The sequence below is a fragment of the uncultured Nostoc sp. genome (assembly GCF_964245445.1).
GTDB lineage: Bacteria > Cyanobacteriota > Cyanobacteriia > Cyanobacteriales > Nostocaceae > Nostoc.
In genome coordinates this window covers 1-16,017 of record NZ_CAXTNE010000191.1, presented here as the reverse complement: position 1 = coordinate 16,017, position 16,017 = coordinate 1, and the positions used below count along the sequence as shown (strand labels likewise).

Below are 16,017 nucleotides of genomic sequence, written 5' to 3'. Positions count from 1 at the left end.
GAGCAGGGGGAGCAAAGGGCAGGGGGCACAGGAGTGGAGTTCAAAGACTCATTCAGGAGTATCAAAGACTCATTCAGGAGTATTAAAGACTCATTCACGAGTATCAAAGACTCATCCCCTATTCCTCATGTCCAATGACAAATTACAAATGACAAATGACTAAAAAGTGGTTCCGAATTGGGATGGTGAGTGTATTTCTTCTCTCACTCGCCTTACGGTTTTGGGGACTAGAGCGATTTAACACTCTAGTATTTGATGAAGTTTACTTTGCCAAATTCGGTAATAATTATATCACGCATACGCCATTTTTCAATGCTCATCCGCCGCTAAGTCAATATATGATCGGCATCGGCATTTGGATTGGCAGTCACATTCCTTTTTGGCACGATACGGTAAATGGGCTGACAGGATCATTGCGATCGCCTTGGACTTATCGGTGGTTCAATGCCCTTACTGGCTCATTTATCCCTTTAGTTGTGGCTGCGATCGCTTATCAATTGAGTTATCGTCGTAGCTTTGCTCTGCTTGCAGGTTTATTTACAGCTTGTGATGGCATTTTTCTAGTTGAGTCTCGCTATGCTTTAAGTAATATTTATATCGTCATTTTTGGTTTATTAGGGCACTGGTTTTTATTATTGGCATTACATAACCAAAATCGGCGACGTTCTTTTTGGTTAGTTTTTGCTGGCATTGCTTTTGGTGCCTCAGTCGGTACTAAGTGGAACGGTTTATGGTTCCTCTCAGGTGTTTATCTCATTTGGATAGCAGCTTGGGCAATTCATTTGATACATTCTTTTATTAACTCCAAACTCTTTTTTACATCCCCTTCATTGCAGGAGGTAGGAGGCAAGGACAGTAGAGGAGCAGGGGAAGCAGGGGAGGCAGGGGTTAGTACTTATTCTCCCTCATCTCCCTCATCTCAGACACCGCTACAAAACTTGACTCAGCTAAATATTTTTCACATGCTGTTTTATCTAGGAATTATCCCAGCTTTGATTTACAGCATCATCTGGATTCCTCACCTTCAACTAGATAAAACTTATGGATTTATTGCAGTACATCAGCAAATTTTGAAATTTCATTTACATTTAGGTGGCAATAGTCCTAACGTGCATCCTTATTGTGCTCCCTGGTACAAATGGCCGTTGATGACTCGACCAATGGCATATTATTATCAAACGGCTGAAAGTATCACCGAACCTTTACCTGTGATGGGCCCGCCTTTGCCTGCCGGTGCTGGACAAGTTATTTATGATGTCCATGCAATGGGCAATCCATTTTTGTGGTGGTTTGGTGTTGCTGCCATGTTGTTTTTAGTAGGGATGTTGGTGTCACAACCCGTAATTCTTTGGGTGAAAGAAAAGCGTTTTTCAGTACCTGCAACTCTTAGTGTTGATACTTGGATTGCCTTGTATTTAGTTATAAATTATGCTGCTAACTTATTACCTTGGGTAAAAGTGACAAGGTGCGTTTTTATATACCACTATATGTGTGCAGTGGTGTTTATATTTTTAGCGATCGCTTGGTTTGCCGATCAGTGTCTTCGCAGTTATTATCAACAACTCCGGGCGCTAGGTGTCACCATTACTTTTATAATTCTGGCTGCTTTTATTTTTTGGATGCCCATTTATTTGGGTTTACCCCTCTCACCTCACGATTATAAGCTGCGAATGTGGTTCAACTCTTGGATTTGATTAAAGAAGAATTCAGGAGCAAAGCCGGAGACGCTCCGCCTCCGGTCAGAATTCAGTAGTCAGCAATCTTGATGCTCTGGTGCGATCGCTGCGCTATTCGCCAGTAGTCACTGAACTTGTCGTACCACTTCCCTACGGGACGCTACGCGAACGTGGAAGCAAGTATACAATTTTGACTAGCAGTAAATATTTAACATCATTTCAGCGGAAGTTACTGTTAGAAAGTTTGGAAAAAACTTTACCTAAATCTTACCGACAGCGCATTGAAATCATGTTGTTGGCAGATGAGGGAAAAACTCAAACGGAAATTTGTCAAATTTTGGGGTGTTGTTCAGCAACAGCAAGGTATTGGATGCACATATGTCTTTCCAAAGTCAATCCATGCAGTGAATTATTAAGGGTTTTTACTGAAGTTAGAAGCATTCATTTTTGCTTTTACTTTGAAAAAAGCATTTATTAAATGAGTCAAATATAATGCTTTAATATTATTCAGTATTTGTGTTTTGGAGTTAGTTGAAGTAGCGAATGATCGCACGAGTATTCAAGTGCAAAGTACCCACAGCTTGATAACCCGCAACTTGAGTTAATAGTTTTTCGCAGGCCGGTCGTCAAGAGTATAATTGCTGATGTGGCTCATGACATTTATCTGGAGAGAGAGTTCAATAGACCTCTTGCAAAAATATTTTATGGTATGATATTAAGTCTTGTCGCTTGAATCAATCTACTTATGCGATACGAGCAAACAAAAAAGTTATCGAATCGGCAGTTCAAACGTTTGGTTGGGGTGCAACGACACACGTTTGATCAGATAGTTAAGGTGTTACAAAATACAGCTAGTCTCAAACAAACACTCTTGTTATCCGAATAAGCTAGGGTTGGAAGATCAAGCTTTAATCTGTCTACAGTATTGGAGAGAATATCGAACTTATTTCCATATAGCTGGTGATTGGCAGGTATCCGAATCAACTGTTTGCCGCATAGTCCGTTGGGTTGAAAGCTGATTAGTTAGTTGTGGGAAGTTTCGTTTAGGAGGAAAAAAGTCCTTGTTGCTCTCATCACAGAAACCGAAAACAGCTGTGATGGATGTAACAAAGAGTCAAATTGAACGTCCATTACACGGACAAAAACGCTTTTATAGTGGTAAACAAAAACGACATACTCTGAAATCTCAATTGATAATTGACCTAACAACTCTTGAAATTCGTTGCCTTGTAAACGGTTCTGGTTGCAAACATGACTACAAACTATTTGTAGACAGCAAGGTTCACTTTCATCCCGAAACAGAAAGCTTAGAAGACAGTGGCTACCAAAGGATTTCTAAGGTACATACGAATAGTCAGTTGCCTCAGAAAAAACCTAGAAGAGGTAAGTTAACCTGCATAGCAAAAGCAATCCAACCGCACTTTAGCGAGTCGTCGAGTCGTGATTGAACATATTAATCGGCGGTTAAAAGTTTTTCAAATTTTGAGTCAGCGTTACCGTAATCGTAGGAAACGTAATGGAAGAGCGCTGCCATTTAATTGCTGGGATTTATAATTACGAACTTCAAAAAGCCTAAATTTCTCTTGGATTTAATCAGCCCTCAATCATACCACAAAACTTTTTTGCAAGAGGTCTAATGATTGCCCTAGCCGGAGTCACCATCCAAAGTAAAATTTATGAGAGTTCTAATTCTCTAGTATATCGGGGTATCAGAGTACTGGATGGTAGGGCGATCGCCGTTAAAATGCTTAAGCAAGATTATCCTTCGCCTCAAGAATTAACGCGCTACAGACAAGAATATGAAATTACGCGTTCCCTTAACATAGAAGGAGTAGTCAAGGCATACAGCCAACAGGACTATCAACGCACTCTGGTGATTCTCTTAGAAGATTTTGGCGGAGAGTCCTTGGAGCAATGGATGCACAAGCGTCCAGATTTCTGCCCCATGCCCTTATCCATGTTTCTTGGGCTGGCGATCGCTTTAACAGATATTCTCGGTAGGCTTCATGCAGCTAATGTTATTCACAAGGATATCAACCCTGGAAACATCGTCCTCAATCTGAATACTGGCGTTGTCAAAATTATTGATTTCGGAATTGCCACACAATTTAACCGCACCAATCCAACGTTCAAAAGTCCTCATCAGCTAGAAGGAACCCTCGCCTACCTGTCTCCAGAGCAAACCGGACGGATGAACCGTTTGCTCGATTACCGGACTGATTTTTACTCGCTGGGCGTGACATTCTACGAACTGCTCACCGGACAACTACCGTTTCCCACCACAGACGTGCTGGAGCTAGTCCATTGTCATATTGCCAAACATCCTCTGCCGCCGCATGAAATGAATACTGCGATTCCTAGAGCTGTTTCAGAGATTATTCTGAAACTAATGGCGAAAAATGCGGAGGATCGCTATCAGAGTGCCTGGGGCATCAAAGCAGATTTAGAGGTGTGTGCTCAACAGTTAGAGACGATCGGTCGAATTGATTATATTCAACCGGGTCTGCAAGATGTTTGCGATCGGTTTTACATTCCTCAAAAGCTGTATGGACGAGAAGCAGAGGTTGCAGTATTGTTGGCGGCGTTTGAAAGAGTGGCAGGGAGAGAAGACGCAAGAACACGGGGACGCAGCAACGCGGGGATGGTGTCACTCTCCCCGTCTTTGCGTCTCCCCGTCTTTGCGTCTTCTGAAATGATGTTGGTCTCTGGCTATGCAGGAATTGGAAAATCAGCACTCGTGCAGGAACTCTATAGACCGATCGCAGCAAAGCGCGGTTATTTTACCTGGGGTAAGTTTGACCAATTTCAACGCAATATTCCCTACAGCGCCCTTGTGATTGCCCTGCGAAAATTGATGCAGCAACTGCTGACTGAACCAGACAAACAGTTGCAACTGTGGCGATCGCGTCTGCTCGCAGCATTGGGCAGCAACGGACAACTAATTATTGATGCAATCTCGGAAGTAGAATTGCTGATTGGTCGGCAACAATCTGTACCAGAAGTTGAAGCTACTGAGGCTCAAAATCGTTTCAATTTCATCTTCCAGAAATTTATTCGGGTGTTTTGTTCACAGTCACAGCCGCTGGTAATCTTCCTTGATGATTTGCAGTGGATAGACTCAGCCACGTTGAAGCTAATCGAGTTGATGCTGCTGGATGAACAGACTCAACATCTATTTTTGATTGGGGCGTATCGAGATAATGAAGTGAATCCAGACCATCCGTTAGTATTAAAGCTGGAGGAACTGCGACAAAAAGGGGCAGTGCTTCAGGAGATCGCCCTTAAACCTTTAACGCTCTTGCCGTTAAGTCAGTTGATTGCCGAAACGCTACATCACAACACTGATACTGTGCTACCCTTAGCAGAATTAGTGTTGCATAAAACAGAGGGCAATCCTTTCTTTGTAAGCGAGTTTCTGAAAACCCTCTATGCAGAAGATTGTTTAACTTTTGATTTTGAGCGTCGAAGCTGGCAGTGGAACATGGCTCAGATTGAAGCCCAAAACATTACTGATAATGTGGTAGATATGTTGTTGCTGAAGTTGAGGAAACTACCAGCCTCAACCCAGGATATGCTTCGTTTAGCCGCTTGTGTTGGGGCTGAGTTTGATTTAGAAACGTTGTCAACTGTCTGCAAGCAACCCGCTAATACAGTTTTCCAAGCGTTACTGACAGCAATCCAAGATGGATTCATTCAACCGCTCTCTGAGTTAGACGAAAACTTGTTAGTTCAAGAGTATAAGTTCTTGCACGATCGCGTACAGCAAGCCGCCTATGCTTTAATTGATCAGTCCCAAAAACAAGTGGTTCATCTGCAAATTGGTCGCAATCTGATCGAAAAGTCACTGCCAGAACAGTTATCAGAACGCCTGTTTGAAATTGTGGATCATCTCAATCAGGGAATTGAGCTAGTCACCGAACAAGCAGAACGAAATGAAATCGCCAAATTAAATTTGCTGGCAAGTCAGAAAGCAAAAGCAGCGATCGCCTATAGTGCGGCGAAAAAATACTTAGACACAGGCAGAGCATGGCTGGCAGCCTCTAGCTGGCAAACCAACTATGAGCTAACCTTAGAGTTATATTCACAGACAACAGAAGTCGCGTATTTATGTGGCGAGTTTGAGCAGGTAGAACACTTTGCGGCGATCGTTCTAAGAGAGGCTAAAACGGTTCTTAATCGCGTGAAAGTCTACGAAGTCAAAATTCAAACCGCGATCGCACAGAATCTGCTATTAAAGGCAATCAACACGGCACTACAGGTTTTGCAGCAACTAGGGATCAGTTTTCCCGAACAGCCAAGTCAGATAGATATTCAAGTTGAACTAGATACAATTATGTCACTTATTGGCAACAAGCCAATTAAAGACTTAATTTATTTGCCCCAAATGACACAGCCGGACAAGTTAGCAGCAATGCAAATCCTATCAAAGATAACGCTTGCTGCGCGAAATGCTGCTTCTGATTTAGTACCTTTACTCGCATTAAAGCAGGTCAACTTGTCAATCCAATATGGTAATTCGTTTGTGTCTCCCTTTGCGTATGCTTCCTATGGATTTGCTCTTTGCGGAATATTTGACAACATAGAGACTGGATACCAGTTTGGACAGCTGGCTCTCAAATTGTTGTCGCAGCCGAATACCGATGCACTCAAAGCCAAGACTTTGCTAACCGTAAATCACTTCATCATTCATTGGAAAGAACATATTAGAGAAACATTGCAGCCATTACTAGAAGGCTATCAAAGTGGGTTAGAAACTGGAGATTTAGAGTTTGCCGCCTATTGCGCTCATATTTACTACGCTAACTCCTACTTTACCGGAAAGGAACTCATGGAGGTTGAACGCGAGATAACAATATACGCTGAGGTAATCCGTCAGATCAAGCAGGAAGCTGTATTAACCTGGAGTAGAATACACCATCAGACAATCGCAAATTTGATGGGATGCTCAACTAACCCCTACCGTCTAGTTGGTGAATTCTACAATCAGGAGAATGAACTGCCACAACATAAAGCAGCAAATGATGTAACCGCAATCTTTCTGGTATACTTCTACAAACTTTTCCTATGTTATCTATTTTCTAGGTACGATCGGGCAGTTGAGTACTCAGTTATAGCAGAACCTTATGTAAGCCGCGTCGCATCAGCATATCTTGTTCTTTTGCACTACTTCTATGACGCTCTGGCAAGACTCGCAACCTATCCCAGAAGCAGCGCTCAAGTACAGTCAGAAATCCTCAAAAACGTTGCAGTTAGCCAGGAAGAAATAAAGCAATGGGCAGATCGTGCGCCAATGAATTGGTTGCATAAATATCACCTAGTACAAGCAGAGATGGCACGAGTTTTGGGTCAGTTGTTTGAGGCAGAAGAGTTTTATGAGCAAGCGATCCAGGGAGCCAGGGAAAATGGGTATATCCAGGAAGAAGCATTAGCCTATGAACTAGCTGCCAAATTTTACCTAGCTCGTGGCAGGGAAAAGTTTGCCCAAACCTATATGAAAGAAGCGCACTACTGCTATGAACGCTGGGGAGCAACGGCGAAAGTCAAAGATTTAGAAACTCGCTATCCGCAGTTCTTTCCTCAGCCATCTGACGCAGCTCATACGCCAATCCGCACCACTTCTGGAACCACCTCTAGTAGTTTACCAACTCAAAATTACCAGGTGGAGGCAGGCAAAGGAGCAGGGGAGCAGGGGAGCAGAGGAGAGTCTTATACAAATTCTTTCCCCTCTGCTCTAGACCTATGCCCCTCTGCTAACCGCGATGCAAAGTTTCCTTGGCAGACTACTAGTTGCTCAGACATCACTTTCGATTTAGCGGCAGTGATGAAAGCCTCTCAAGCGATTTCAAGTCAGATTGAACTCGATCAGTTACTCAGTTCCTTGATGCAGATCTTAATCGAGAATGCCGGAGCACAAACCGGATTTCTAATTTTGGAAAACTCAGGAGAATGGATGATTGAAGCTTCTAGCGAACTCAATCTTGGTGAGACTGACTGTGCTACACAAGTGCTGCAATCTATCCCCATTGCTAATCACCTGCCTGAATCAATTATTCAGTACGTAATCCGCACTCATGAATCTGTTATCCTCAATAATGCCACTCGTGAAGGTAATTTTATCCATGAGCCATACATCCAACACAACCAAACTCAATCCATCTTCTGTTTGCCGCTGCTGAATCAGAGTCAGCTCGTCGGCGTGTTGTATTTAGAGAATCGATTAGCAACTGGAGTATTTACACCAAAGCGATTGCAAGTATTGCACCTGTTATCAACTCAGGCAGCGATCGCAATTGAAAACGCCAGACTCTACTCCAAGCTACGTACTAGCGAGAGTAAAATGAAACAAATTCTCGAAGCGGTTCCGGTGGGCATTGGGGTATTGAATGCAGCAGGTCGCGTTTGCTACGTCAATCAACAGGGAATTCAACTATTGGGTAAAGGAATCGACCCTAACGTAGCACCGGCTCAATTCCCAGAAGTTTATCAACTTTATCTGGCGGGAACAGATCGAAACTATCCCAGTGAGAATATGCCAATTGTCCGGGCGTTGAACGGCGAACGTACCACAGTTGACGATTTAGAAATTCATCAAAACGGCGCAATCATTCCAGTTGAGGCGTGGGGAACTCCTATCTTTGACGAACAGGGCAATGTGATTTATGCGATCGCCGCCTTTCAAGATATCACAGAGCGTAAACAAGCAGAACGCCTCTTAGCAGATTACAATCACACCTTAGAGCAACAGGTAGCAGAACGAACAACAGCTTTGCAGAAAAGTGAAGCCGTACTGCTTGATGTCTACGACGAGCTTCGCTTACGAGAACAGGAGTTACGATTAATCACTGACTCTCTACCTGCTCTTATTAGTTATGTGGATGCCAATCAGCGCTATCGATTTGTCAACCGAACCTATGAGGTCTGGTTTGACCGTAGTCGAGATGAAATTCTCGGTATGCATAGCCGTGAACTCTTGGGTGAAGCAGTTTATCAAGTTGCTGAACCGTATATCAAGCAAGCGCTGGCGGGACAGATCAAAACCTATGAAGTAGAAGTTCCCTATCCGTCTGGCAAAAAGCATGTCAGTGTTACCTATATCCCCGATTTTGATTGCAATGCTCAAGTCAGAGGATACTATACTCTGGTCACAGACATTAGCGATCGCAAACGTGCTGAAGAAGCTTTACAAGCTTCAGAGAGAGAGATACGGGCATTACTTGCAGCAATTCCCGATCCATTCTTTGTGCTGACTGCTGAAGGGCAAGTGATCAAAGCTGCCGAAATTGAGCCAACTAAGTTATATAAACCAATTGAGAACCAGCAGAATAAAACCCTGCATGAAATTTTTGCCCAAAAACAAGCCGACGAGTTTTTAGACTACATTCACCAGGTTCTTAGAACCCAACAAATGCTTACGGTTGAGTATTACCTGTGGATGGCTGGACGAAAAACTTGGTTTTCGACTCGCATTGTACCGATCCAGCACGACCAAGTGATTTGGTTGGCGCGAGATATCACGGCGCATAAGCAAGCAGAAGCAGCCTCAATCTTAGAAGAGCGCAACCGGATGGCACGAGAAATCCATGATACGTTAGCGCAGGCCTTTACAGGGATTCTAGTTCACATGGGAGCCATTTCTCGATTAGCGACAACCAACCCAGAAGCAGTACAAACACATACTAATACCGTGCGAGAACTAGCTCGCAGTGGGCTAACAGAGGCTCGACGCTCCGTTGCCGCACTGCGTCCCCAATTACTAGAAGATGGCAATTTGTGGACTGCGCTTGAGCAATTTGTATCCACAATGCAATCTTCAACCGAGATCAACTTGCTGTGTAATATTGTCGGCACACCCTATACGTTACCCCCTGAAACTGAGAATAACCTCCTAAAAATTGCACAGGAAGCATTTACAAATGCAATTAAGTATGCCCATGCAAGCGAAATTCGGATTGAATTAACCTATGGGTCAATGTTATGCTCTTTACGAGTTATAGACAATGGACAAGGATTTGAAATCAACAACACAATGCTAAATCGGGGGTTTGGCTTACTGAGCATCACCGAACGGGCAGAGCAAATTAAAGCACAACTTTCAATTGAAAGTCAACCAGGGCAGGGAACAGAAGTGGTCATATCCGTGAATCGGGAGATCGCAGCATGAGTCAGTCCGCAGCAATCCGCGTTTTGATTGTTGACGATCACTCAATTGTCCGACAAGGACTCGCTGCGATGATCGAAAATGAGCCAGATATGACAGTGGTGGGTCAAGCGGGTAATGGACAGGAAGCGATCGACCAATATCGACAGCTACAGCCAGATGTCACCTTAATGGATTTGCGAATGCCGCAGATGAGCGGTGTTGATGCGACCGTAGCAATCTGTACAGAATCTGCCCGTGCCCGGATTATTATACTCACCACTTATGATGGTGACGAAGATATCTACCGTGGGTTAAGCGCCGGAGCCAAAGGTTATCTGCTCAAGGATGCGGAACCGGAGGCACTCCTCAATGCCGTTCATATCGTTCACAGCGGGCAACAATATATTCCTTCTGAAGTTGCTGCCAAGCTAATTCAACGGATGAACAATCCAGAGTTGAGCGATCGCGAACTAGAAGTGATTCATTTGATGGTGGACGGCTTAAATAATCATGACATTGGTGCGGCTTTGCATATCACTGAAAGTACCGTCAAATTTCACATTAACCGAATTTTGAGCAAATTAGGCGTGAGCGATCGCACTCAAGCAGTAGTCACAGCCTTGAAGCGGGGTTTATCCGAGTTGTGACTGAACTTAAGTTCGGTTGAGGCTTGGTTGGACAGATAGGTAGTGACTGTCATTTTGTCAGAGCAAACACTCAACTCTGGGTTGGCGACAAAGCTGCATTAGTTTTATAAGCTGAAGACATAACGTGACCGAGTGAGGTTCAACCATGTAATCACTTTATGCCACAAGAAATCCTTTTGACTAATGCATCCGATGAATCAAGATACTAGTTGAAATCATCTGTTTATTCCACCCTCACCACGCGATCGCTACCAGGGAAAACTTAATGCTCCTGTCGTGCTTGTGAAATATGGAAATTACCAGTGTCTTCAGTGTGGAGAAGTGTATCAATTGATTCAAACAGTTCAGCAATATTTCGATCTGGTGTTTTCCCAGGAGAATCAGGTGTGTGTAGTCTTTCGTCACTTCATTGAGAGTTCAATCTATCCTCAAGCACAAAAGGCAGCCCAAGTGGCGGAAGCAGCAGCAGCGCAGGGTAAATTTTGGCAGATGCACGATCTGCTATTTACCCATCAAAAAGCTTTGGGAAATGGCTATCTTGTGGAGTATGCCGATGTTTTAGGACTCGATATTTCCCGGCTTTTACAAGATATATCCAAACGAGTGCATATCGATCGCATCAATCAAGATATCGAAAGTGGATACCAAAGTGGAGTCACGGCTGTCCCGGCACTGTTTATTAATGGAGTTCGCTATACCGAACGCTGGAACATCGAGCAGTTGAAGGCGGCCATCACCACTGCAAGTCATTGATTTCTTCAGAAACCGATAAACATCTAGGAGGAACAAAAACATGATTACTCAAGTGAACCTTGGCGGTAGTTTCACGCTTCCAGGCACTTCTGTGACTGTGAAGCGGATCGGCTATGGTGCGATGTAGCTTGCTGGCGCGGGTGTTTGGGGACCGCCGCGCGATGTGGATGCTGCCGTTGCTGTTCTGCGCGAAGCGATCGCGCCTGTGGTCTGTGTGCAGAACCAGTATAACCTCGCCCACCGCGACGAGACGTGCTAGTTGGCGAGCCGGGGGGAAAGGCATTGCCTACATGCCGTTCTTTCCGCTCGGCGGCTTCAACCCGCTTCAGTCCTCTAGTAGGTGGAAATTTTTATTTTAGAAATTTGGATTTTGTGGGTAGGAAGTATCTTGAACCAGGGATTATAATTGAAGCCGAAGTGTACGATAATACAATTTGTCATATTTGGCTCTCACCAATTGAGTGCGAATTTGTTTTTATAGATGAACTGGAATTTATTTAAGATTTGTAATCGCATTCTTCACTACTTACGCAGACTTGGACTTAATGATTAGAATGCGATCGCCCGTTCAAAGAGCGATACCTACGGTACGCCTGTCGGCGATCGCGCCATCGCCCTTTGGGTATCGCCAATAACGGGCGGTTACCCTCTTAACACGATCGCACAAGAAGCGATAATGCCCACCGACTCAAAGAAAAACGTATATAGTTATGCTCTCTTTCTAAACTAAATCGTAAGGATTGCACTTGGTGACAGCTTCGCCAGCTCTACGCCATCTAAGATGAAGTAAACCTTACCTTTAATAGAGTGCATCCGTAAATAATTAAGGTGTTCAGAGTAGGTTTGTCCATATACGCAATGCAGAAGGATTTAGATTTGTGACAAACAATCTGTCGCTCTGGTCAAATAATATCAAGTCCGGTGAATCACTTATGATTACCGTATCTGTGCAAAAATCCCAAAAGCCTCTTTCCCCCAGCAAGAACAGCAAGAACTGCGCTCTGAATGATAAGTCTTTAGCCGGACATGATATAATTCGTCGTTCTCTAGCCATCCTGACAATGGGTTTAATTAAAATTAAACTGCAAAAAATTCTTCAAAAAATTGATAAAACTTGTTCGCTAACAACTCAAATTTTTCTCCAATACAATCAGGGCGAGCTATTTTATAACCTCTGCCATTGTACCAATCAGGATTCATCGCTGGAGAATAACACAGATAAGCCGTGCCCTCTTTGTAATACCCAGATATAGTTAAGATATTTATTTTAGGTAAATAATTTACTTGAAAATTTCCTACAGCACGGTTTCCACTTTTAAAAGTAATAGCTAAATTATTATCAACAATGTTTTGATAGCCTTTATTTAATGATTTTAAATAGGTTTCTGGTACAACTAAAGCTGCATGAACCTTACCGATTTTTCGAGCCGATAACTGAAACTCAGTGTCGCTAAAAACTTGTCCAGCAATCTTAGTAGCCTCTATTTGAAAATCTATTTTTACCGTGTAAAGGAGTCGTTCTAAATCTATATTGAGCATTACTTTACCTTCAAAAAGTCAACTATTATCAAGAAATGTTATGCAATTTTTAGTATCTTAAATGTTTGCTAGAGTTATATTATTGTCTAAAAAGATTATTTGAACTTATGTTTGATAATTTAAAAAATTAATATTCGTTTTTAAAAACTGAATTTTACAAAGTGAAAGGTTTGCTTCAAAGGTGTAATCACCAGTGAATTTTATTTGACCTAGCAACAGATTTAATCCTTAAAAAATTAAATAATATTACATTTTTTATGCTTCCACTAATGTGTATCTATCAAAGATGATGGTGATTTCAAAAAACTATTGCTAATTTCAAGTGTGGAAAATTTATTACTTACTTCTCCTTCCTATAAATAGTTGCAGATTCTAGTACTAATTAATGAACTAAATATCAGGTTAATTGCTGAAGCAAAGGAATTAAGAAAAATGAAATTGGCAAAGCGATTAATCATTAGATCCTCTGGGGCTAAATTGATATTTATAGCAACGGACAAGGCGGTTAGGACGCTAAACGAAGCACATATTCCATAGCATCCCTTATATAGTCAAATTGAATTAGTTGTTGACGAATTCGACTCTTCAACCATGACAAACATCGCTCAATTTTGTTCAGGTCAGGTGAATAAGATGGTAAGTATTTTAGTTGACATCCTGCTGATTCAATTATTTCTTGAATAGTCAGTAATTTTATGGTCATTCCCTGATGGTTGATTTGGTAATGCTTGATAATCTCCAATACTAGCAAATCGATTGCAGCCATAGGTTGATTGTGTTTCGACTGATTTGAAAAACTTGCCCTACTTCGGTTTTGCTCATCCCGTTTAACTCTATTGCCTGAATTACCTTCTGGCGTAAGTCGTAACTGTAAGGTTTTGGCATGAGCTTTCCTTGTGCTGAACGCTTAATCGGTATCTAGTTTTACTTTACTCATCAATTATACTGTCTGTCCTAACCGCCTTAGCAATTGCTATATCTTAGACTACATATGGCACAATCTGTTTTCCAGAAATACACTGGAAGTAGAGCAACTTGCTAGTGCCCAATCTGTTCTTTATTAGCTCACCATCAGCCACGCCGACAGCTTTAGAGACCATTTATAAAGTAAATCTTTAGACAGCTAGACGACGTAGCATAATTCGAGTCATAACGGCATATATGGCAGCCTCACTCATTTGGTGTCAGACGTTCATAATCCTTACTGAGACGATGGTACTGGTTAAACCAGCAATCATGTTCTTTCTACTACCCAACGCTTGGGTAAAACTTCAAACTCTTTATTAGTACGACGAATGACTTCAACATGAGCTTGAATCATCAACCAAACAGCCAGAGCAAACTTATCACCCTTTTGCTCTGAGTCAACCCACATGACTTCAACTTTTTCCAATAATTCTAGTCGTTCCTCCATCAGTTCCATCAAAACATACGCTGCAAGAACTCTCTCACCAGCATTCCCCTCACTCACAACCACTTTGAGCAATAGTCCCAGGGGAGCGATGCTCCAAAGTTAGATTGGACTTTAATTCTCATTTACAGAGCTAGATTCTCAATAAAAACAGTTATTTGGCCGCGATGCCTGCGGCGGGCTACGCCTACGCACTCCTAAATAGGTGATTTAGCACCCGAATTTTAAACACCTCACAAAATCGCATTGCTCCCGATAGCGATCGCCTATTCAATCTGAATCAGTCAAACTCCCTCACAGTAACCATTTGCGTTTTGCGGATAAGTCTATTGGAGTACATCAATGACCCGCATCACGGATAAATAAAGTTAAACTAAGCGATTCTCTCACGAGAACCGCTCGTTTTCAGAACCGGACATGAAACTTTCGCTTCATCCGGCTCCTCAATAATAAGGCTCTTGTCATGAGTACCTCGATTACCTGTTAGTTCAGGCTTAGGTTTGGCGCTTTTACAGCCAGATTTGTTACCCAGACTGCCATCAAAGGCAGTCTTTTCATCGTGGCAATGTCAGTGTAGTAACTGAAGGTTTTTATATTCACTCTTTCCTCCTTTTGACTTAGGAATGATATGATCAATTTCCATCACCGATTCTTCTGTGAAATATAGTCCGCAGTGGGCGCATTTACCTTTCTGTATCTTTAAAAGTGTTGCCACTTTCTTTGGAACTTCGGGATTTTTGCCCATTCTTGTACTCCAGTAAATCAAATCTCCGTCATACGGGCTGACTTCGCCTTTAACTTTCACATGGCGTGTGATTTCTACGTCGCTATGTGCCTGTAACCGCATGGGATTCTTCCCTTCTTGCCTGGTTGCGAATACCCAGTTATTTTCTCCTATGGTTTGCCAGTATTTGCTGGCTACCCAGTGACCAGATTTGTTCGGATGTCTTCTTTTTCCCCAACTTCTTAGCTTTTTGTACACCTTATTGTCTAGCTCGGAGTAAGTTTCCTTGCTGACTACTGTGCTGTAATAGTTTGCCCATCCAACAATGATTGGATTTAGATGTGCAATCAACGCCGCTTGAGGGGCGGTTTTATGTTGTTCTATTACTTCTGTTATCCGTTCGTAGTGTACCTTTACCTTTTCTTTGTTGGGTTTGATGAGTGTCTTGAAACCGAGTGGTTCCCCTTTGGTATTACAACCCGTGTTGTATTTCCCTACTAGGTATTGCCTGATGTGAAATCCCAGGAAATTAATCCCTGCTTCTTATCCTTCATATTTATTCAAAGTGTGGACAAGGCGCGTTTTACTTGGTTTCAATTCAAGTCCTATACCGTTTAACCACTCAGAAATAGTTTCCTTGCATCTTTGGACAACGGTTATGTCTTCGTGCAGTATCACGAAATCGTCGGCGTATCGGATTAGGCTTAAGGCGTAGCGATTGTCTCGTTTGTTACCTGGTAGCTTTTCAGCTACCTGCTTTATCCTTTACTCCATCCCGTGAAGGGCAATGTTCGCTAATAGGGGAGATATTACCCCTCCTTGCGGTGTACCCGTCGCGCGAGTACGCGCGCCCGCTTCGCTAACAGATGTGGGGAATAACTGTTTGCCATCCATCACTCCTGATTTTAGCCAAGCTTTTATCTGGCGTTTTAAGGTTGGGAATGTGTTTAGCTTTTTGAGAAGTTCCCTGTGGTTGATTCTGTCGAAACATTCGGCAATGTCGGCATCTAGCACGTATTTGGCTTTATACCTGATTGCGTTAAATATTGCTACTACAGCATCATGGCAAGAACGATTAAAGTCAGTGACTCTCTCACAAGAGCCACTGCTCTCCAAAACCGTGCGTG

General features: G+C 42.7%; 8 protein-coding genes and 5 pseudogenes. 6 read left to right on the top strand and 7 right to left on the bottom strand.

All coding sequences use genetic code 11. From position 1 onward, the window contains the following. The first annotated feature begins 155 nt into the window (after positions 1 to 155). The 6 genes and pseudogenes from ACFE90_RS25935 (at position 156) to ACFE90_RS25910 (ending at position 11,216) form a co-directional block, all read left to right on the top strand. Positions 156 to 1,694 carry a dolichyl-phosphate-mannose--protein mannosyltransferase gene (locus tag ACFE90_RS25935; RefSeq protein ID WP_375505307.1) on the top strand — a complete coding sequence of 513 codons (1,539 nt, stop codon included), beginning with the start codon at positions 156 to 158 and terminating at the stop codon, positions 1,692 to 1,694. Between the two features lie 169 nt (positions 1,695 to 1,863). Beyond that, positions 1,864 to 2,055, top strand: a pseudogene (locus tag ACFE90_RS25930) (transposase); the annotation flags it as partial. A 366-nt stretch (positions 2,056 to 2,421) separates the two neighbouring features. After that, a pseudogene (locus tag ACFE90_RS25925) lies at positions 2,422 to 3,252 on the top strand (IS5 family transposase). A 60-nt stretch (positions 3,253 to 3,312) separates the two neighbouring features. Further along, complete coding sequence (locus ACFE90_RS25920) at positions 3,313 to 9,837, top strand: PAS domain-containing protein (RefSeq protein WP_375505306.1); 6,525 nt, start codon at positions 3,313 to 3,315, stop codon at positions 9,835 to 9,837. Next, positions 9,834 to 10,463: a response regulator gene (locus tag ACFE90_RS25915; protein ID WP_375505305.1), complete on the top strand. Its 630-nt coding sequence runs from the start codon at positions 9,834 to 9,836 to the stop codon at positions 10,461 to 10,463. The genes ACFE90_RS25920 and ACFE90_RS25915 overlap by 4 nt, the downstream gene beginning before the upstream one ends. Before the next feature lie 219 nt (positions 10,464 to 10,682). Then, a complete protein-coding gene (locus ACFE90_RS25910; RefSeq protein WP_375505309.1) occupies positions 10,683 to 11,216 on the top strand; it encodes a DsbA family protein in 534 nt (177 codons plus the stop codon). On the opposite strand, the gene ACFE90_RS25905 is transcribed toward ACFE90_RS25910, so the two are convergent. The 7 genes and pseudogenes from ACFE90_RS25905 to ACFE90_RS25875 all read right to left on the bottom strand — a co-directional run bounded on the left by ACFE90_RS25905 (position 11,197) and on the right by ACFE90_RS25875 (position 16,006). Then, positions 11,197 to 11,457 (bottom strand): hypothetical protein, encoded by a 261-nt coding sequence (locus ACFE90_RS25905; protein WP_375505304.1) that lies wholly within the window; start codon positions 11,455 to 11,457, stop codon positions 11,197 to 11,199. The two genes, ACFE90_RS25910 and ACFE90_RS25905, sit on opposite strands and share 20 nt — an antisense overlap. Positions 11,458 to 12,293: 836 nt before the next feature. After that, entirely contained in the window at positions 12,294 to 12,755 is a 462-nt protein-coding gene (locus ACFE90_RS25900; RefSeq protein WP_375505303.1) for a hypothetical protein, read from the bottom strand. 505 nt (positions 12,756 to 13,260) lie between these two features. Beyond that, complete coding sequence (locus tag ACFE90_RS25895) at positions 13,261 to 13,458, bottom strand: transposase (protein WP_375505302.1); 198 nt, start codon at positions 13,456 to 13,458, stop codon at positions 13,261 to 13,263. Continuing rightward, a pseudogene (locus ACFE90_RS25890) lies at positions 13,430 to 13,640 on the bottom strand (IS630 transposase-related protein); the annotation flags it as partial. The gene ACFE90_RS25895 and the pseudogene ACFE90_RS25890, both read right to left, overlap by 29 nt. A gap of 230 nt (positions 13,641 to 13,870) precedes the next feature. Beyond that, positions 13,871 to 14,250 (bottom strand): annotated as a pseudogene (locus ACFE90_RS25885) (transposase); the annotation flags it as partial. A 484-nt stretch (positions 14,251 to 14,734) separates the two neighbouring features. After that, positions 14,735 to 15,328, bottom strand: coding sequence for a group II intron maturase-specific domain-containing protein (locus ACFE90_RS25880; protein ID WP_375505308.1), 594 nt, complete (start codon positions 15,326 to 15,328; stop codon positions 14,735 to 14,737). A gap of 105 nt (positions 15,329 to 15,433) precedes the next feature. Beyond that, positions 15,434 to 16,006: pseudogene (locus ACFE90_RS25875) on the bottom strand (reverse transcriptase/maturase family protein). Positions 16,007 to 16,017: the final 11 nt, after the last annotated feature.

Coding starts and splice junctions, on each gene's coding strand:
- ACFE90_RS25935 (WP_375505307.1), top strand. CDS start 156: ATGACTAAAAAGTGGTTCCGAATTGGGATGGTGAGTGTATTTCTTCTC.
- ACFE90_RS25920 (WP_375505306.1), top strand. CDS start 3,313: ATGATTGCCCTAGCCGGAGTCACCATCCAAAGTAAAATTTATGAGAGT.
- ACFE90_RS25915 (WP_375505305.1), top strand. CDS start 9,834: ATGAGTCAGTCCGCAGCAATCCGCGTTTTGATTGTTGACGATCACTCA.
- ACFE90_RS25900 (WP_375505303.1), bottom strand. CDS start 12,755: ATGCTCAATATAGATTTAGAACGACTCCTTTACACGGTAAAAATAGAT.
- ACFE90_RS25895 (WP_375505302.1), bottom strand. CDS start 13,458: ATGACCATAAAATTACTGACTATTCAAGAAATAATTGAATCAGCAGGA.